Source organism: Alkalithermobacter thermoalcaliphilus JW-YL-7 = DSM 7308, assembly GCA_001584565.1.
In the GTDB taxonomy this organism is placed as follows: Bacteria; Bacillota; Clostridia; order Peptostreptococcales; family Peptostreptococcaceae; genus Alkalithermobacter; species Alkalithermobacter thermoalcaliphilus.
On sequence record LSFY01000001.1, the window covers coordinates 310694 to 329873 of the forward strand.

A 19180-nucleotide genomic window follows, 5' to 3' on the forward strand; every position below is an offset into this window, starting at 1 on the left:
TATATATGGAGTTAATTGTTTTATACTCTATTATTATTTTTTCAACTATTATAATTCTTCTTTATGCATATCTTGTAGTAGAAAAATTTCACGAAAGCTATATAAATAGAAAAAAACAAATGTTTTATAAAGAAGTTTCAGATTATCTAGATGATATAGCATCAAGACTTGATGAGTATGAAGTTACAGATGATCAGCTTACTACTTTGAAAGGTTTTGTAAATGATAGAATAAATAGGGAAATAGTTGAAGAAAGATTTTTGTATTATTTGGAAAATTTAAAAGGAAATATTTCTTACAAATTAACAAAACTTGCACAGGACATAGGACTTGTTGAATACGAGTTGCAAAAATTAAGAAGTAAAGATATGCATAAGGTTGCTTTTGCGTGTAAGAATTTAGGAGAAATAAGAAGCAAAAGAGCATTAAATAGCTTACTAGAGCTTGTAGACATTAAAGTTGTAGAGGTTAAATATAATGCTTTAATGGCTCTTGCTAAGATAGGAGATGAAGAGACATTTATAAAGGCTTTTAAAAAACTATCAAAAACTATTCCTCTTAGTGAAAGAAGTTTGATAGAAATAGCAGATAGCTTTGAAGGAGATAAAATATATGTATATAGAAATCTAATGTATTTAGAAGATGAGTTTATATCGTCAATATTTATAAAATCAGCAGGAAACTATAAAAATACAGAATTATCCGATGAAATAGCAATATTTTTGTGTGATGAAAATAAGGAAAAAAAGATAGCTGCTCTAAAGGCATTAGGTAATATGGGAGATAATAGATATGTAATTCAGATAATAGAATTTTTAAAAGATGAATCTTGGGAGGTTAGAGCAATTGCAGCGAAGGTTTTAGGACAGCTGCAAGATAGTAAAGCACTTATACCTCTTGTTGAGGCATTATCTGATAAACAATGGTATGTAAGATATAATGCAGCAAATTCTCTTATTTCAATAGAGGGTGGAATCGACCTTGTTTATGATGTTTTAGAAGGTGAAGATAAGTTTGCTAAGGATATAGTCATTGCTGCTTTAGAGAATAAATATGGCTATAATAAAGCGTTTTAAATATAAAAGGATATCCTGAAAGAATAGGTGATTATTATGGATATATCCATATTAAAGTCAATAATAATAAATTTTAACTATTTCATCATCTACTATGTATTATTGATCAATTTCATATATTTTATACAGCTTATACTTGCAGCCTTTAACTTAAGTGATTATGTAAGAAAGGTGAGATATTCAGACTATAAAAAGTATATAACGTCAGATAATATGATTCCAATTTCAATTTTAGTTCCTGCTTACAATGAAGAAGAAACTATAGTTGAAAATATAAAATCGCTTATTGCCCTTAACTATCCGAAGTTTGAGGTAATAGTTATAAACGATGGTTCAAATGATGAAACTCTAAATAAGGTAATACAAGAGTTTGATTTAAAACAAATAAATCAACCTGTAAGATATAGACTTAAAACAAATGAAGTAAAGGGTATTTATAAAAATTTAGATATACCAAATCTTATTGTAGTAGATAAAGAAAATGGAGGAAAAGCTGATGCTTTAAATGCCGGAATAAATGTTTCTAACTATCCTATAGTAACATCTATAGATGCAGATTCAATACTTGAAAGTGACTCTTTAGTTAGAGTAGTTATGCCATTTATAGAAGATAAAAAAACAATTGCAGTAGGGGGAATAGTTAGAATAGCAAATGGTTCAGTTATTAAAAGAGGAAGAGTAGTAGATATAAATCTTCCTAAAAACAGAATAGCTATGTTTCAGATTGTAGAGTATTTAAGAGCTTTTCTAACAGGAAGAGTAGGATGGGATGCTTTAAATTCTCTTCTTATAGTATCTGGAGCTTTTGGGGCTTTTAAAAAGGAAGATGTAATAAAGGTTGGGGGATATGATCAAAATACAATTGGAGAGGATATGGAGCTTATAGTTAAGATGCACGAATATTTTTTAGAAAACAAAATAGAATACAAAGTAAAGTTTGTACCAGATCCTGTATGTTGGACTCAAGCACCAGAAAAGCTTAACGATTTAAGATCACAAAGAAGAAGATGGCAAATAGGACTTATGGATAGCCTTTTTAAGCATAAAAAGATGTTTCTTAATCCAAGATATAAACAGATTGGACTTATAGCAGTTCCTTATTTTTGGATTTTCGAAATGGTAGGGCCAGTAATTGAGATATTAGGTTATGTTACTATACCTGCTGCATATATATTTGGGCTTTTAAACTTGAAATATTTTCTCCTTTTCTTTGCAGCATCAATTCTTTACGGGATTATCCTTTCGCTAGGAGCGATACTTCTTGAAGAATACACTTTTAATAAATATCCAACTTTAAAACAGCTAATCAAACTAAGTTTCTATGGAATAGTTGAAAACTTTGGTTACAGGCAGCTCACAACTCTTTATAGGATTGAAGGTATAATAAAGTTTAGAAAAATGAAGCACAGTTGGGGTAAAATAAAAAGGGTAAGTTTTCAGAATCAAAAATAAACGCTAAAATCTTAAACGATTTTAGCGTTTATTTATAACACATAATAGCCTAGTCATTAATAATCAATTGACTCTCTTCATTAAAGAAAGTTTTATATCCAAATTGGACAAATAAAATAACAGTCAAAGCCACACTTCCAACAATTCCGAGCATGATAGCTATTTGGTATTTAATTGCTGTAACAGGAGATATTCCAGATAAAATTTGACCAGTCATCATTCCTGGTAAAAATACTATACCCATTCCTAACATAGAGTTAATTGTAGGAAGAATTGCACAATCAAAAGCATTATCAACTATTTCTTTTGCAGCAATTTTAGGGGTTGCACCAAGCATTAATGCTGATTCGATAAGGTGCCTTTGGGAATACATCCCATCTACAAGCCTTGTTACTCCAAGAGAAATACCTGTCATGGAATTGCCAATGAGCATTCCAGCGATAGGAATAAAGTATCTAGGATCATACCAAGGAGATATATTAATTACTACAAGTAAGAAATAAATAAGACTTGATAAAGTTCCAAATAACATGGATAAAGTAATAATATTTTTTAAGGGTTTAGAAAGATTTGACTTTGTTTTTGTAATAATATTATGAATAGCAAATACCTCCATAACAGTTATTACTATAATTGTATTTAAAGGATTAATATTATTAAATAAATAAACAAGGATATAACCTACTAGTATAAGTTGAACTGTCATTCTTACAGAAGAAACAAGTATCTCCTTTTCTCTAGAGATTCCTTTTACTTTTACAATAATTAACAGAATAACAATAAAAATATAAGCAGCTGCCATTTGCCAAAATTGAAGATCTATAACTCCGTCCATAATTCATACGCCCTCCTAATTGATTACCATACCTTCTTTTATTTCAATAATTTCATCTGAAAATTCGTTTGCTACCTTTTTAGAATGAGTGACCATAATCAGAGTTTTACCATTTTCTTTCGTATAATTTACCAATGCATCAATAAGCATATGTTCAGTATCTTCATCAAGAGCAGAAGAAGGTTCGTCAAGTAGTAGTACTTCTGGTTTCATAAGGAGTACTCTTGCTAAGGCTACTCTTTGCTTTTCTCCACCAGATAACTTTTCAGCATCTTGATTTAGTTTCTTATTCAACTTAACTAATTTCAATACGTCATATAGCTGATTATCGGATGCAAGTGGTTTTTTAGAAAACTTCAGGCCTATGAGGAGATTATCCTTTATGCTCCCTTTAAATATAGGAGGTACTTGTGGAAGCATAACTACATTTCTTCTTAATTCTATAGGATTTATGTCAGTTAAAGGTTGGTTATTATAAAAAATTTCACCACTATCACAGCTGATTAATTTATTTAAAAGGCGTAATAATGTAGTTTTTCCACTACCACTTTCTCCTACAATACAGGTTACTTTATACTGTTTAATATTAAGACTTTTAATGTTAAGAATATTTTTATATTTAACTTCTTTAAGTAAAAACATTGGAATCATCTCCATTTCGTTAATCTTTAATTTCTTTGAATAATTCGTAAGCTTTTCTTTTTGCTTGTTCTAAAACTTCGTTTCCCAATGTAGTTATTTTATAGTACTTTCTAACCTTACCATCAACAATTTACGATATCAATATACGATATCAAAACGTGATAATATGATATCGTAAAATTTAGTTCACAACAAGATACCTTGATTATTGTAGATGATGTAGTTTTGACAGATAATATTTTTATTTTGTTTTTCTAAACTTTAGAGGGGTTTGCCCGTAGATTTTTTTGAACATTTTAGAAAAATTCGCAGAGTAATTATACCCAACTTCGTGGGCTATATCATCTATACTCATATCAGTAGTGCAAAGAAGATTTGCAGCAATAGTCATTCTAAGATGATTAATATATTCTCCAATAGACATATGATAATGTCTTGCAAATCCCGCCTTTAATTTTTGTTCATTTAAAAATACCATTTTACTTAAAGCCTTAATAGTTGGAGGGTTATTGTAATTTTTCACTAAAATTTCATGGGCTTTCTGAATAGCCTGTATATCAGAAGCAGTCAACTTTAGAACTCTATTTCCAATATTAATATTTCCATAATTAATTTGATTGGTAAAGGCATTTTCAGAAGAATTAGTAACTTCATTAATAAGAATTGCTATACATTCTAAAACTTTACTCTCAAGATAAATACTTGTTAAGGCATTCTGGTAACTTAGACTCTGAAGCTGACGAATAATTTCAACAATTTCTAAAGGGAGATAAGTGTATGTGTAATTTTTAATGAAAGCATCAAGATCCATTGTATTTGGAAAATTTGGCTTTATTACTTCATTAAAATAACTTTCATATATCGTTATTTCAGTTCCATGAAAGTGTTGACCTTTTTTCCACCTTTGACGACCTTTTATATTCTTTTCAATTACAAAAAATGATGAGGGTGTAAATGATGATACAGGATTATTTTCAATCTTAAATTCTGTAACTCCTTCATAAACGACACCAAATCGAACTAACAGTTCAGGATTATTAAAGGATATAGAAAAATCTGTAGGTATAGTATAGTCTGCAATGTCTAAGTGATAGTATCCTTTTCTTGAATAATTTATTAAATAGCCAAGTTCGGGTTTTGCTTTGTTTGTATATAAAGTGTAGTTGTCACTTTCAGTTTTACTAAATGATAACATCTTTAAAAGCATTTTTTTAAACTCTTCATGAGATTTTACAATCATATATCCTCCAGTTACTTGAAATATTTTTATGTTTATTAAATAGTATATTAAATTATTTTTCATTGTTCAACAAAATAATCTGAACGGATGCAAAAATAATTAAATTAGGTGAGCATATTGATATGATAATGATTATCATATACAATGATTTTTGTCGAAAATAAAAAATATAAAATTTGAAAGGAAGATGTCAGATGAGAAGAAATTCAATGCTTAAAACAGTTGTATTCGCTTTTATAGCGATGCTTGTTTTTGTTGGTTGTTCACAACCTTCAAATGTAATGGATGAAAAAAAAGAAAATAAAACTATTATAGTAAATGATGTTAGAGGAGAAGTTGAAATTCCAGAAAATCCACAAAGAATAGTTGATTTAAGTGGGAATAGTGATATTTTATCTATCCTAGGATACAAGGTAATAGGAACTGCTAATAGTGATGCTTATGATTATACAAAGTTCCCTTCATATTTAGAAGATACATTGCAAGGAGCTACTATATTAGGATATAGCATGCAAGATACTATGGATGTTGAAGGAATAATGAATTTAAATCCAGATTTAATTATTATATCTACAGTTCAAGAAAAAATGTATGATCAATTAAGCAACATTGCTCCAACAGTAATGATTCAATTAGAAGCTCTAGATTGGAAAGAAGATGTTAAGGCATTAGGAAAACTATTTAATAAAGAGGAAGTAGCAGAAAAATGGCTGGAAAATTATAATGCAAAGGCAAATGAAGTTGGAAGAAAGATTAAAGATAAGCATGGTGAAAATACAAGTTACCTATCTTTCCTAGCTAGTGGAGGCCAATTCTATGTATTTGATAAGGCTGGGTTTGGAAGTGTTTTATATCAAGATATGGGGCTAAGTAGGCCGCAGGGAATGCCTAAACAAAGTGATATTAGCTTACCTGTTGTTACTTATGAAGGATTAGCTTCAATAAAAGCTGATTATATATTTGTTCTTGGAACGAATGAAGATTTAAAGATGCTGGAAGAAAATCCTATTTGGAATAATTTAACTGCAGTAAAGGAAGGTAGAGTAGTTAAGTTAAGTGCTTCACCTTACTTTATTCAAGGGTACAGTTCTATTGGAAGAGAACTACTTTTAGATGAAATTTTGGAGATGTTGAATTAATGAAAAGAGTTAATACAATAACTTTCATGGGTTTAAGTATTGGAATTTTAGTAATTGGATTATTCCTAGCCATTAGTCTAGGAGTAACCCATATTGGAGTTTTAGATATATGGAATAGTATTTTTAATTATAGTCAAACCCTTGAATTTATGTTAATTAGAGATGTACGTATTCCAAGAGTTTTAAGTGTTATGTTTACAGGTGGAATTTTAGGTGTAGCAGGAGCAATGATTCAAGGTATTACAAGAAATCCAATAGCAGAACCTTCACTTCTTGGTGTAAGTCAAGGAGCGACTTTGATGATAGCAATTTTTTATGCAGTGGGTATTAGTATTAATACAACTAATGTGATGATAGCTTCATTGATTGGAGCTATATTTAGTAGCGTGATAGTTGTAGGATTTTTATTTAAAAAAACCAAAAGCGACTCTGTGACAAAAATACTCTTGGCAGGTACTGCTATGAGTATATTCTTTATTTCTCTGACTACTATAATAGGACTTTTATCAAATCAATCTCAATTTATCGCGTTTTGGGTTTCAGGGGGTTTTAGAAACACGACTTGGTCAGATTTTAGGTTGGTTGCAATAGCAGCAGTAGTTGGTCTGATTTTAGCTATGTTATTATCAAAAAAAATAAATATATTAAGTCTTGGGGATGATATAGCAACTAGTTTAGGAGAAAATCCGGAAAAAATAAGATTATTAACATTTCTAGTTATGATACCTATGTGCGCAGCAGCAGTAGCCGTTGGTAAAAATATAGGATTTGTAGGTCTAATAACACCACATATAGGGAGAAAAATGTTCGGTGGAGATTACACAAAAAATATACCTTTTTCTTTTTTATTAGGCTCAATACTTTTAGTGTATTCAGATATAGCTGCAAGATTAGTATATAGTCCTTATGAAACACCAATTGGAATATTTACATCATTAATAGGCGTTCCTTTCTTTATAGCTGTGGCAAGAAAGGAGAGGGGTTAGTGTGAAGAAAAGAAGATTTAAAATTACAGTATTAGTGTTGGCAATTTTGCTAGTTGTCTCTATCCTTATGTATTTAGGCTGGGGAAATTATGAAATAGCACCAGCAGCTATTATTAGAACTTTATTAGGTAAAGGAACAAAATTAGAAAATGCAGCAATACTTCATATTAGACTACCTAGAATGCTAGTTGGTATTTGTGTTGGAGTAGCTTTATCTACAGCAGGAGCACTACTACAGACAATAACAAAAAATGAATTAGCAGATCCAGGTATCATTGGAATTAATGCAGGTGCAGCAGTAGCAGCAGTTATATTTATTTCACTAAAAACTACAAATTACTATAGCGCATTGGGATCGTTATCAGTTTATGTATTGCCATTTATGGCTATCTTAGGAGCTAGTATTTCGGCTTTCATAATATATTTTTTATCGAGCAGTAAAGGAATAAAACCGAAGAGACTACTATTGATTGGACTTGGAATAAATGCAGGATTAAATGCCTTTATTACATTTTTTACTTTCAGAGGAGGAGTAGGTGATTATAACAGAGTATTAATTTGGACATCTGGGAGCCTTTGGGGAGCAGGATGGAGTTATGCTAAAATCATTATTCCGTTTGTTAGCATACTGTTTATCCTAGTGATACTTAATTATAAGAAGTTAGATGTTATGAATTTGTCTGATGAACATGTAATTTCTCTTGGGTTAGATTTAAATAAAGAAAGGAAAAAGTTTTTGGGATATGCAGTTATGTTGTCTGGAGTTGCAACTGCATTTGCAGGCAATATAGGATTTATTGGATTAATATGTCCTAATATAGCCAAAAGGATAGTTGGGTCTTACCATAAGAAATTTTTAATAGCTTCTGCAATGATAAGTGTAGTAATTATTTTATTTGCAGATGCTGTTTCGAGAAATTTATTTTCTCCAATTGAAATACCTGTAGGAATAGCCGTCTCGATATTTGGAGTTCCTTATTTTATTTATCTAATGATGGAGGAGAATTAGATGGAAGCAATAAGAGTAAGTAATTTATCAGTAGGATATGAGGACAATCTAATTATAGATAAAATGGAACTTTCCATTCCAAAGGGAGAAATTAGTATAATCATAGGATCAAATGGATGTGGAAAATCAACTTTACTTAAAAGTATTGCAAGGGTCATAAAGCCAAGAAGTGGAGAAATTTTTATTAATGGACAGAATATAAAGAAACAAAAAGAAAGACAGATAGCAACTCAAATCGCATTTTTACCTCAAAGTCCCGTATGTCCAAGTGGAATGACTGTAAGGGAGTTGGTTGCATATGGAAGGTTTCCCTATCAGAAGATGATAGGAGGATTGAAAGCACATGACAAAGAAATTATTAACTGGGCAATTGAGGAGACAGGGCTTAAGGAATTTGCAGATAGGCAGATAGAAAATCTATCAGGAGGACAAAGGCAAAGGGCATGGATTGCTATGACTTTGGCACAAGATACAGACATTATTATGTTAGATGAGCCAACAACTTACCTAGACATATCATACCAACTAGAAGTATTACAAGTACTAGAAAAATTAAATAAAGAAAAAAATATTACAGTTGTTATGGTGTTACATGAACTAAATAATGCTTGTAGATTTGCTAGTAATATTATTGGACTTAGAAAAGGTAAAATTATCTGCAGTGGCGTTCCCAAAGAAGTTATAACTAAAGAAAATCTAAGAAAAATATATGGCATTGATGCTAGATTACAATTAAGTGATAACAAAAACTACCCAATTTGCGTAGATTATGAGCTTATAAGGGAGTAAAATGAAAAACAAAAACTTTATTATAGTAGTTATAGGTCAAATAATATCACTACTTGGGAATGCAATTCAAAGGTTTTGTATGTCATTATATATTTTAGATTTAACAGGAAGTGCTGCTGTTTTTTCAAGCGTACTAGCTATTTCAACTATACCGTATATAATATTTGCACCTATTGCAGGATTACTAGCAGATACAATAAATAGAAAAAAAATAATGCTTTACCTTGATTTTATCAGTGCTATATTAATGGGTATATATTCTATAGTAATAATGAGTGGAAGAGATAATATTATCATATTAGGCAGTGTCATGTTTATACTATCTACTATTTATACTTTGTATACTCCTTCTGTTACAGCTTGTATACCACAGATTGTTGATAAGGAAAAATTAACTCCAGCTAATGGAGTAATTCAGCAAGTTGGTGCTACCGTTAACTTAATTGGACCTATTCTTGCTGGAATACTGTATAGCTTTGTTGGTATAAAAACAATTGTGATATTAAATGCTATTAGTTTCTTGATAGCGGCTATATTAGAAATATTTTTAGAAATACCAGATATAAAGTTTAAACAAAAATCTAAAAATTCAATCTTTGATTCTATCAAGCAAATGAAAAGAAGTTTTATATATTTGAAGGAAAAAAAGAAAGTTGTGCTAGGAATTATAATTTCCTACGGATTAACAAATATATTTGTGGTGCCAATTCTAAGTATTGTATCTCCTTATTTTATCAAAGTGAAATTGAATATGCCTTCATCTATATATGGTTTTGTTGAAGGGGTATTTGTTTTGGGGATGATTATAGGGGGTATATTAGTAACATTTAATTCAAAAGTGTTCACTATAAAAAAAGTACACAAAACTATGTATCCCATGATAATATCTATTATAATTATGGGAATTGCAACTTACCTAACGATTAAAAATAAATTTGTTATCTTAGGATTATATTCAATAGGTGGTTTTGGAATAATGCTGTCGTTAGCTTTATCTAATGTTGTTTCTTTAACATATATTCAAAAAGAGATTAAAGAAGATATGTTAGGGAGAGTAAGTGCTTTTTCTACTGCTGTTGCTACAGTAAGTGTTGTACCTGGGCAGTTGATATACGGTCAGTTGATAGAAGCTAATTTAAGTCTTCATAATATAATGATATTAACTTTTATTTTTAGTTTAGGAGTGATTGGATTTATAAAATGGAACATTATGAGAATTAAGATAGATTTACATCAAACTTCTTAAGGTTTATAATGCATAGGAAGTTATGTACTACTCATAGAGTTATCTATGAGTTTTTTTCATATATAGAGTCAGTTAGCTTTTTTCCTTAGTATAATATATTGATACATAGACATTTATATTAGTTGTAGAGGAGAGATATTATGATTATATTAGCATTAACTTCATGGCTGTGTGCTAGTATATTTATTATGATAGGGATTTATTCGATAAAAAGGAAACCACCAATGCATTTTTGGGCTGGAACTACAGTAAAAAAAGAAGAAATTGCAGATGTTAAATTATATAATAAAGCAAATGGGATTATGTGGATTTGTTATGGATTAGTTTATGTAGTTGCTGGAGTTATAGCTCTATTTGGAAAAAGTAGTGTAAGTGGAGTTATTATTGGATTAGCTTGTTTTCCTGGGTTAATTGTATTAATACTAGTTTATCAGGTGATTTATAAAAAATATAAAGTCAAATAGATGCTAATATCAAGATAAAATTTATGAGATAATAAATAAAAAATATAAAGTGAAGGAGATAAAATATGAGAGTTTTTCTTGCCATTGAGCTAAATGAAGAAGTTATAGATAAGTTAAGCGTATATCAAAATTATATAAGAAAACATTCAATAAAAGGAAACTTTACAGACAAAGACAATTTTCATATAACTATTAAATTTATAGGAGAAATAAATGAAGAAAAGCTAAAAGACATAAAGGATGCTATGGATACAATAAGATGGAATAATCCATTTGTTTTAAGGACTGAAAAAATAGGTTGTTTTCCACGAAAGGATAAAAAAATTGTGTGGGTAGGAGTAGGCGGCGAAACGGATAAGCTTAATAGTTTGTTTAAGGAAGTAGAAAATGTAATATATAGGAAAGGGTTTAAAAAAGAAGATAGACCGTATAGTCCACATATAACTATTGGAAGAGAAGTTATACTCAATAGGCCATTAGAATCGATACAAAATGAGGTAAATATAACTTCAGTACAATTTTTGGTGAAAGAATTGTCTCTTATGGAAAGCTGTAGAGAAAATGGAAAACTTGTATACAAAACGATATATAAAAAGAGTTTCTTAGAAAGTTAAAAAATCATAATATATTTGGAAATATGTCTAGAGTATTATTTGGATTTAAAGAGATTAAGTGGAAGCCTGTGTATATGTTTATATTAGGAGTATTTTCTTTTGGATAGGATTTCAATATTTTGAAAATTTCAAAAAAGAATTTTAAAATTTTATATAACATTATAATATATTATCAAGGCTATCTTACGTTATTTTAGTTAAATTATAGAAGACATACAAAAGGAGAGATTGGATTGAACCTTAGAAAGAAATTTTTATCTATGATATTTATACCTGTTGTATTATTTTTTAGCGTTATCATTACTTATTCTACAATAGTGCAATTTCAGAAAAGCTCAAATGATGCACAGATATTAGCAGAAGCTGTAAGTAAAGAATATGCCTATTTAGTAAAAGGTCAATTAGAAGTAGCTTTAAATACAGCTAAAACCGTTTCAAATATATCATCTGAAATGGTTGAGCAAGGAATTACAGATAGAAAGGCTTTAGATTTATCTTTAAGAAAAATTATTGAAAGTAACGATAGTTTTTATGGCATATGGGTAGTTTTTGAACCAAATTCATTTGATGGAAAAGATGCCGAGTATGCAGGGAAAAAAGAATACGATGCAAAAGGAAGATTTACTAGTTATTGGTTTAGAGATGGTAATCAGATAGTTAGAGAATACTTTGAGATTGATCAAGTTTATGATCCTAAGAACAATGATTATTACACTATACCGTTGAATAGCGGGATAGAGACTATAACTGAACCTTATTATGAAGAAGTAGAAGATGGTAAAAAAGTTCTTATGACTTCTTTAGCAGTACCTATAAAATCAGGCGGAAAAATTTTAGGTGTAGCTGGTATAGATATGACTTTAGAGTACTTGCAATCATTTATTAAAGAAACTAAATTGTATGAAACGGGTTTTGGTAGGATAGTTTCCCATGAAGGTATAGTAGTTGCACATCCTGATGAGAGTAGAGTAGGTCAGCCTAAGAATGATTTAGAGAAAGTGTTATTTTATCTAAAATTAAGGGTATAAATATTGAAAAATAATAAAAGGATACAGACTTTAGATAATACAATCAATAAAAAGGTGATCAAATATGGAAGGGTTATTATATAGTTTTTTAGCTGGAACATCTACTGTGTTTGGGGTAATAATTTTAGTTATTTTTGGTAAGATAAGTGAAAAAGTGTTGGCATCTTTGCTTGGATTTGCGGCAGGAATAATGTTGTCTATTTCTGTTTTCGAGCTAATGCCAGAATCACTTCAGCTTGGATCTATGACAATAACTGTTATTGGTTTTATTCTTGGAGCAGGAATGATGTTTTTATTAGATAAAATTGTCCCTCACTCACATATGTCTAGCGGTGAAGATTTAGTAGTTGAAAATGTAGGTAAACTTGATAGTATGGATAATAAAATGTTAAGAACAGGATATTTGATATTATTTGGAATTGCTTTACACAATCTACCAGAAGGTCTTGCAATTGGAGCTGGTATTGAAGCTAGTCCACAGATGGGAATTTTTATTGCAATTGCTATAGCTTTTCATAATATTCCTGAAGGATTGGCAATAGCAGGGCCTTTAAAATCTGGAGGTCTTTCTATAGGGAAGATATTTTTATTTACTCTTTTAGCTGGTCTTATGACGCCTTTAGGAACTGCTATTGGAATGCTATTTTTAAAGATATCTGAAGTTTTTATAGGTGGTTCATTGGCTTTTGCAGCAGGAGCGATGATATATATAGTTAATGATGAACTAATCCCACAGGCAAACACAATGCATAGCCACAATGCTAACTTTGGGATGATTATAGGGTTATTACTCGGATTTATATTTTTATAAACTCAATAAAAATAATTTAATGAAAAGATCATAATATATGAGTATGTTAGATTTATTTGGGTATATCTAAATACAATAATACTGAACGGGTGAAATTATGAAAAATAGGTATGAAATGATACTTCAAAAAAGTCCAATTGCATATGCTAATCACAAGATTGTTTTAGATGAAAATAATATTCCTTGCGATTATATATTTTTAGAAGTAAACGAAGCATTTGAAAAAATGACTGGACTTAAAAAAGAAAATGTTATAGGTAAAAAAGTTACGCAAGTGATACCAAATATAAAAGAAGATGATTTTGATTGGATAAAATTTTATGGGGAAGTTGCTTTAAATAAATCTGAAAAAGAAATAACAAGTTATTCAAAAATATTAAACAGATATTATAAAATAGTTACTTTTTCTCAGGAAAAAGAATATTTTACTACATTGTTCTTAGATGTAACAAAAGAAACTATCATTTCAAATAGATATGAGATTTTATTTAAAAATAATATCGATGCAATAGTTTACTTTGATAAAAACAATATCGTAGTAGATGTAAATGAAACTTTTCTTAAAATGTTCAAATATAAAAAAGAAGAATGTATAGGAAAAAATCTCGATGAACTAGTTATTATAAAAGAAAAAAGAGATGAAGGCAAGAAAAACACTATAAATTTATTTAAAGAAGGAACACTAGATATATCAGCAATTAGATATACAAAGGAGTTAGAACCTATTTATGTAGATATTAGAGGGATGATAGTAAGGCAATCAGATCAAATAATAGGCGGATATGCAATATATACAGATGTAACTGAGACGGTTCATTATCAAAAGCAGATAGAATCCACAAACGAGGAACTAGAAGCGACTATTTGTCAACTGACAGCTAATGAAGAAGAACTAAGAGCTCAGTACGATGAAATTCAAGAATATCTAGAAAAAAACGAAGAATTAAAACAAAAATATGAAATAGCTATTAGAGCAACTGGGAGTTTTGTATGGGAAATAGATAAAAATTTTAAATTAACTCATCATATTTCACAAGATATAAAAAATATTTTAGGAATTGACATAGCATCAGAAAGTATTTATGAAATTATAAATCAAATAGTTTTACCTAGGGATAGAAAAAAACTGATAGAAGAGTTTAAGAAAAATGAAAAAAGCTTTAAAAATGAGATAAATACTCAAATTAGAGTAAAAGATATACAAGGAAATATAAGATGGTATTTAGTAAAGGGAAAGAAAATAACTGATAGACTAGGAAATTTTAAAACTATAAATGGAGTACTTGTAGAGATAACTGATATGAAGCAAAAAGAAGAACATATAAGATACCTTGCAGAACATGATTCTTTAACAGGAATATATAATAGAAGAAAATTCAGGCAAGTATTGAAAGAAGCTATAAATAAAAATAAACAAGGAACTATTCTCTTGCTAGATTTAGATAATTTCAAAAATATAAATGACACATTAGGGCATTTATATGGAGATAAAATTTTAAGAAAAATAGTAGAAACATTAAAGGCATTAAATTTAAAAGATGCACAGCTTTTTAGAGTTGGCGGTGATGAATTTGTTATACACATATCAAAAGATGATATACATGAAATAAAGCTGTATGCAAGAAATATATTAAAGATATTCAGAGAAAAAATAAAGGTAGAAGATATGGAGCAACCTATAACTGCTAGTATAGGAATTGTGAGATATCCATTAGATGGAAAGGATATAGATGATTTATTCAAAAAAGCAGACATAGCTATGTATAAAGCGAAGTTTTCAGGAAAGAATAAGTATCTTTTGTTTAATGAAGAAATGAAAATAGAATTTAATGAAAAAATAAATATAGAGAATATACTGAGAAAAGCAATAAAAGAAGAAAAATTACTAATAAAATACCAACCTGTAGTAGATGTAGATACAGGAAAAACAATTTATTTTGAAGCTTTGTTAAGACTAGAAAATATAAATATATCACCAGCAGTATTTATTCCAACTGCTGAAGAATCTGAGATAATTATACAGATAGGAAAATGGGTAATAGCTGAAGTTGCAGGTCAGATAAAAAAATGGAAAGAAAAAGGATTGCCAGTAAAGCCTGTTGCTATAAATATATCTCCAAAGCAGTTTAGTGATAGCAAATTTATTAAGTATTTAGTTCAAACTATAAAACAAAATGAAATAGACCCATCATTAATAGAACTAGAAATAACAGAAAATGTTTTATTAGAAAATAAACAAGAAACAATAGAAAGATTAAATGCTATAAAAAAATTAGGGATTAAAATAGCGTTAGACGACTTTGGAACTGGATATTCCTCGTTAAATTATTTGACTTATATGCCAATAGATAAAATTAAAATGGATAAAAGTTTGAAAGATAAATTTATAGAACTAGATAAAATTCAAATTATAGATAGTATGATTTCAATCGCTCATGGACTAGGACTTAAAGTAGTTGCAGAAGGAGTAGAAGAATTAGAAGAGTATAAAAGGCTCAAAAAAGGAAAATGTGATTATATGCAAGGATATTTTTTCAGTAAACCTGTAGGTAAGGAAGAAGCAGAAAAAATTCTTGATTACGATTATAAAAGTTTTTGAGGTGGATGCAATGAGTATAGGTTATGCCTGTATAACAATTGGCATAAATGAAAATTTAAAAGGATGTATATTAAAAAATGCAACAGAAGATAATTTAAATCAAATTATAAAGCACAATCTTGAAGTTTTAGATAAGCAAATACAATATAATATAGATAATAATATAAGACTTTTTAGAATAAGTTCAGATATAATACCTTTTGGATCTCATCAGGTAAATACTATAAAGTGGTGGGATACTTATAAAGAAAGGCTGCTTGAAATAGGAGAAAAAATAAAAAAAGCTAATATGAGAGTATCTATGCATCCAGGTCAATATACAGTTTTAAATTCTCCTAATGAAGAAGTTGTAAAAAAGTCTATACAAGATATTGAGTATCATACTAAATTTTTAGATAGTTTAAATGTAGATACATCTTGTAAAGTAGTCTTGCATATAGGAGGATTATATAAAAACAAGAAAGAAGCTATAGATAGGTTTAAACAAAATTATAAATTTATTTCTGATATAGCAAAAAGAAGGCTTGTAATAGAAAATGATGAAAAATCTTTTAATATACAAGATGTATTAGAAATTGGAACACAAGTGAATATTCCTGTAGTATTTGATAATCTTCATCACAATATAAATAAGGTTTGTGATGAAAAAACAGATTCTTATTGGATAGATCAAGCTAAAGCTACATGGAAAAAATATGACGGAAAACAAAAGATTCATTATTCGCAGCAAAAAATAGGTGGCAAGATAGGAAGTCATTCAGATACTATAGAAGTTGTTAAATTTGTTGAATACTATAAAAACATAAACGGCAATAACTTAGATATTATGTTAGAAGTTAAAGATAAAGATCTATCCTGTATAAAGTGTATGCATTGTACTCAGAATATAAAAGTTTCAGAATTAGAAAGGCAATGGGCTAAATATAAATATTCTGTACTAGAGAAAAAAGCAAGTATATATAGTGATATTCGCAATTTATTAAAAGACAAGAAAAATGTAGATCCTATACAGTTTTATATTAAAATTCAAGAGGCTTTAGATATAGAAAGTAATAAAAGGCAGGCCTATAACTCACTTTTACATGTATGGGGATATTTTAAAGATAAAGCCTTAGATAGTGAAAAAACTAAGTTTTTTCTTTACTTGATAAATATAATGAAGGAAAAGAAAGTTTAGATAAACTTAAAAGGTTTCTTTACAAATTAGCACTAAAGTATAACATTAAATATCTTTTAGATTCATATTATTTTTTTCTATGAAAATAAACATGGGGTATGCACTGCATGCTTTTTTTATGTAAAAATAAAAGGATTTTTCTCTAATCTTGTAGAACATTTCAAAGTATAGGCTTTTATAATTTGAAAAAGGTGATGATTTTGAATAAGAAGTATATTTGTGTTTTTATTTTGTTTTTTATGTTATCTTTGATGGGATTTTGTGGTTTAAATAAAAGTAGATCAATACAAAAAGAAGCTGTAGCCTATAAAGTTTTTAGTTCATATAAAAATGTTTTAGGAGCAAGAATAAGTGAAGGATACTTTGTTTGTGATGATATGTACAAAGCTGTATTGGATAATGATAAAGAGTTTATAAATAAGAATTTAGAACATATAAAATCTACATTTAATATTCAAACTATCAAAAGTGAAATTATTGATAAAAGTTATGATGGCAAATTAGAATATTTAGTTTCATTTGATAATGAAAGGTTATCATTTGATTTTATGATTTTTGATAGCCAATCCAAACAATATATAAAGGATAAGATTATAAGGATTTATGTAGATATAGATGAGATTTTAAGTATTCTAGGGCTTGATACTGACTTTGATATAACTTTATCTAAAGAAAATCAAATAAGATTTATTTATAAGGATTCATTAATTAAAATTATATATATTTTATTATCAATTAGTATAGCCATTTTGTTTATGTACATATATCATGCATTTGAGAAATTATCTATATCTAATCATTATGATGTTGAAGGGTTAGAGTCTATTATAAATATTCTTTCAAAAAAAGATGGTTATACAGCTAGACATTCATTAGAGGTTGCAGACATAGCAGTAAAAATTGCTAAAGAACTTAGGGTTTCTAGAAAAGATATAAAAAATCTTTATAAAGCAGCAATTCTTCACGATATCGGTAAAATAGGAATACCTGAACACATTTTAAATAAGAAAGGGAGATTGACAGAAGATGAGTTTTTGATTATGAAACAGCATCCTCAGTTAAGTTATGATATTGTATCACAGTTTCCAAGTTTAAATAAGGTTGCACATATAGTTAAATATCATCATGAAATGATAGATGGATCAGGATATCCACAAGGATTAAAAGGTAAGCAGATACCTTTTTTATCTCAAATATTAACAGTTGCGGATATTTTTAATGCCTTAACTACAGATAGATCATATAGAAATGCGCTTACAGATAAAGATGCTTTAAATATGATGAAAAATATGCCGCTAAATCAAGAAATAGTAAATTTGCTTGAGAAAATTATTACATCTAAAAATGTAAATATAAAACAAAGTAAGAATATTATATTAAATTAATTATATACTGTATTATGAAAGGATTGAGGTTTATGAGTTTATCATTTATTTATCAAAGACATAGTGTTAGAAAGTTTAAAGATGAGCCTGTCAAGGATAATGATTTGATGGAAATTCTCAAGGCTGCTACTTATGCACCATCGGGTAAAAATAAACAAAATTGGCATTTTGTTATAATAAAGGACAAAGAGAAAATTAAAAAAATTGCGCAAATAGTCCATGAAAAAACAAATTATTTAGCAAGTAAGGTTGATGATGAAAATCTAAAACAAAATTTTCTAAAGTTTCTTTATTACCATACCTTTTTCAAAGATGCTCCTGTTTTGATATTAGCATTTGCAGGACCTTATCCTATCGGGAGTGATCAGATTCTTAAAATTGCAGGAGAAGATGAAGCTTTAAAACGTGTTATAAGTGCATCTCCTGGAATACAAAATATAGCAGCAGCAATTGAAAATTTAATGTTAGCAGCTGCCCAGTTAGGATATGGAACTTGCTGGATGACAGGACCTAATTATGCTGTAATTGAAATAGAAAAGTTTTTAGAAAAAGAGTTCTTAAAGGAAGGGTACGAGCTAGTAGCTATGACTCCTTTAGGTGTTCCACAGGAAAGTGAATTGAAAAGTCCACAAAGAAAACCATTAAGTGAGGTAATTACAATAATTGAATAATTATAATACACTTTAAA

17 protein-coding genes and 1 pseudogene are annotated in these 19180 nt (G+C 28.8%); 15 read left to right on the forward strand and 3 right to left on the reverse strand.

Annotated features, from left to right (window positions below; all coding sequences use genetic code 11):
- Positions 1–5: 5 nt before the first annotated feature.
- Both JWYL7_RS01740 and JWYL7_RS01745 read left to right on the forward strand, forming a co-directional pair.
- Positions 6–1076 carry a HEAT repeat domain-containing protein gene (locus JWYL7_RS01740; protein WP_066068025.1) on the forward strand — a complete coding sequence of 357 codons (1071 nt, stop codon included), beginning with the start codon at positions 6–8 and terminating at the stop codon, positions 1074–1076.
- A 36-nt stretch (positions 1077–1112) separates the two neighbouring features.
- The gene (locus tag JWYL7_RS01745; RefSeq protein ID WP_066068028.1) at positions 1113–2528 is read left to right on the forward strand and encodes a glycosyltransferase family 2 protein; all 1416 of its coding nucleotides are present in this window, start codon (positions 1113–1115) and stop codon (positions 2526–2528) included.
- A gap of 49 nt (positions 2529–2577) precedes the next feature.
- Here JWYL7_RS01745 and JWYL7_RS01750 read toward each other — a convergent pair whose 3' ends face one another.
- The 3 genes from JWYL7_RS01750 to JWYL7_RS01760 all read right to left on the reverse strand — a co-directional run bounded on the left by JWYL7_RS01750 (position 2578) and on the right by JWYL7_RS01760 (position 5308).
- The gene (locus tag JWYL7_RS01750; protein WP_066068031.1) at positions 2578–3363 is read right to left on the reverse strand and encodes an ABC transporter permease; all 786 of its coding nucleotides are present in this window, start codon (positions 3361–3363) and stop codon (positions 2578–2580) included.
- 15 nt (positions 3364–3378) lie between these two features.
- Positions 3379–4005 (reverse strand): ABC transporter ATP-binding protein, encoded by a 627-nt coding sequence (locus JWYL7_RS01755; protein ID WP_066068034.1) that lies wholly within the window; start codon positions 4003–4005, stop codon positions 3379–3381.
- 241 nt (positions 4006–4246) lie between these two features.
- Entirely contained in the window at positions 4247–5308 is a 1062-nt protein-coding gene (locus JWYL7_RS01760; RefSeq protein WP_331722098.1) for a helix-turn-helix domain-containing protein, read from the reverse strand.
- 131 nt (positions 5309–5439) lie between these two features.
- Here JWYL7_RS01760 and JWYL7_RS01765 point away from each other — a divergent pair, with 131 nt between their 5' ends.
- The 13 genes and pseudogenes from JWYL7_RS01765 (at position 5440) to JWYL7_RS01825 (ending at position 19163) form a co-directional block, all read left to right on the forward strand.
- Positions 5440–6384 carry an iron-hydroxamate ABC transporter substrate-binding protein gene (locus JWYL7_RS01765; protein WP_066068039.1) on the forward strand — a complete coding sequence of 315 codons (945 nt, stop codon included), beginning with the start codon at positions 5440–5442 and terminating at the stop codon, positions 6382–6384.
- Complete coding sequence (locus JWYL7_RS01770; protein ID WP_066068041.1) at positions 6384–7370, forward strand: FecCD family ABC transporter permease; 987 nt, start codon at positions 6384–6386, stop codon at positions 7368–7370. The genes JWYL7_RS01765 and JWYL7_RS01770 overlap by 1 nt, the downstream gene beginning before the upstream one ends.
- 1 nt (position 7371) lies before the next feature.
- Positions 7372–8379 (forward strand): FecCD family ABC transporter permease, encoded by a 1008-nt coding sequence (locus JWYL7_RS01775; protein ID WP_066068045.1) that lies wholly within the window; start codon positions 7372–7374, stop codon positions 8377–8379.
- Positions 8380–9168 carry an ABC transporter ATP-binding protein gene (locus JWYL7_RS01780; RefSeq protein WP_066068048.1) on the forward strand — a complete coding sequence of 263 codons (789 nt, stop codon included), beginning with the start codon at positions 8380–8382 and terminating at the stop codon, positions 9166–9168.
- Position 9169: 1 nt separating this feature from the next.
- Entirely contained in the window at positions 9170–10414 is a 1245-nt protein-coding gene (locus JWYL7_RS01785; protein ID WP_066068051.1) for an MFS transporter, read from the forward strand.
- A gap of 140 nt (positions 10415–10554) precedes the next feature.
- Positions 10555–10878 carry a hypothetical protein gene (locus JWYL7_RS01790; protein WP_066068055.1) on the forward strand — a complete coding sequence of 108 codons (324 nt, stop codon included), beginning with the start codon at positions 10555–10557 and terminating at the stop codon, positions 10876–10878.
- 65 nt (positions 10879–10943) lie between these two features.
- Complete coding sequence (gene thpR, locus JWYL7_RS01795; RefSeq protein WP_066068058.1) at positions 10944–11492, forward strand: RNA 2',3'-cyclic phosphodiesterase; 549 nt, start codon at positions 10944–10946, stop codon at positions 11490–11492.
- A 233-nt stretch (positions 11493–11725) separates the two neighbouring features.
- Complete coding sequence (locus tag JWYL7_RS01800; RefSeq protein ID WP_066068060.1) at positions 11726–12520, forward strand: PDC sensor domain-containing protein; 795 nt, start codon at positions 11726–11728, stop codon at positions 12518–12520.
- 64 nt (positions 12521–12584) lie between these two features.
- Entirely contained in the window at positions 12585–13331 is a 747-nt protein-coding gene (locus JWYL7_RS01805; RefSeq protein WP_066068063.1) for a ZIP family metal transporter, read from the forward strand.
- 97 nt (positions 13332–13428) lie between these two features.
- On the forward strand, positions 13429–15930 hold the full coding sequence (locus JWYL7_RS01810) for an EAL domain-containing protein (protein WP_066068066.1): 2502 nt from the start codon (positions 13429–13431) through the stop codon (positions 15928–15930).
- Between the two features lie 10 nt (positions 15931–15940).
- Positions 15941–17190 (forward strand): annotated as a pseudogene (gene uvsE, locus JWYL7_RS01815) (UV DNA damage repair endonuclease UvsE).
- Positions 17191–17307: 117 nt separating this feature from the next.
- Complete coding sequence (locus tag JWYL7_RS01820; RefSeq protein WP_066068068.1) at positions 17308–18492, forward strand: HD-GYP domain-containing protein; 1185 nt, start codon at positions 17308–17310, stop codon at positions 18490–18492.
- A gap of 32 nt (positions 18493–18524) precedes the next feature.
- Entirely contained in the window at positions 18525–19163 is a 639-nt protein-coding gene (locus tag JWYL7_RS01825) for a nitroreductase family protein (RefSeq protein ID WP_066068070.1), read from the forward strand.
- Positions 19164–19180: the final 17 nt, after the last annotated feature.

Coding starts and splice junctions, on each gene's coding strand:
- JWYL7_RS01810 (WP_066068066.1), top strand. CDS start 13,429: ATGAAAAATAGGTATGAAATGATACTTCAAAAAAGTCCAATTGCATAT.
- thpR (WP_066068058.1), top strand. CDS start 10,944: ATGAGAGTTTTTCTTGCCATTGAGCTAAATGAAGAAGTTATAGATAAG.
- JWYL7_RS01825 (WP_066068070.1), top strand. CDS start 18,525: ATGAGTTTATCATTTATTTATCAAAGACATAGTGTTAGAAAGTTTAAA.
- JWYL7_RS01740 (WP_066068025.1), top strand. CDS start 6: ATGGAGTTAATTGTTTTATACTCTATTATTATTTTTTCAACTATTATA.
- JWYL7_RS01745 (WP_066068028.1), top strand. CDS start 1,113: ATGGATATATCCATATTAAAGTCAATAATAATAAATTTTAACTATTTC.
- JWYL7_RS01770 (WP_066068041.1), top strand. CDS start 6,384: ATGAAAAGAGTTAATACAATAACTTTCATGGGTTTAAGTATTGGAATT.
- JWYL7_RS01755 (WP_066068034.1), bottom strand. CDS start 4,005: ATGTTTTTACTTAAAGAAGTTAAATATAAAAATATTCTTAACATTAAA.
- JWYL7_RS01805 (WP_066068063.1), top strand. CDS start 12,585: ATGGAAGGGTTATTATATAGTTTTTTAGCTGGAACATCTACTGTGTTT.
- JWYL7_RS01780 (WP_066068048.1), top strand. CDS start 8,380: ATGGAAGCAATAAGAGTAAGTAATTTATCAGTAGGATATGAGGACAAT.
- JWYL7_RS01750 (WP_066068031.1), bottom strand. CDS start 3,363: ATGGACGGAGTTATAGATCTTCAATTTTGGCAAATGGCAGCTGCTTAT.
- JWYL7_RS01765 (WP_066068039.1), top strand. CDS start 5,440: ATGAGAAGAAATTCAATGCTTAAAACAGTTGTATTCGCTTTTATAGCG.
- JWYL7_RS01760 (WP_331722098.1), bottom strand. CDS start 5,308: ATGAAAAATAATTTAATATACTATTTAATAAACATAAAAATATTTCAA.
- JWYL7_RS01785 (WP_066068051.1), top strand. CDS start 9,170: ATGAAAAACAAAAACTTTATTATAGTAGTTATAGGTCAAATAATATCA.
- JWYL7_RS01790 (WP_066068055.1), top strand. CDS start 10,555: ATGATTATATTAGCATTAACTTCATGGCTGTGTGCTAGTATATTTATT.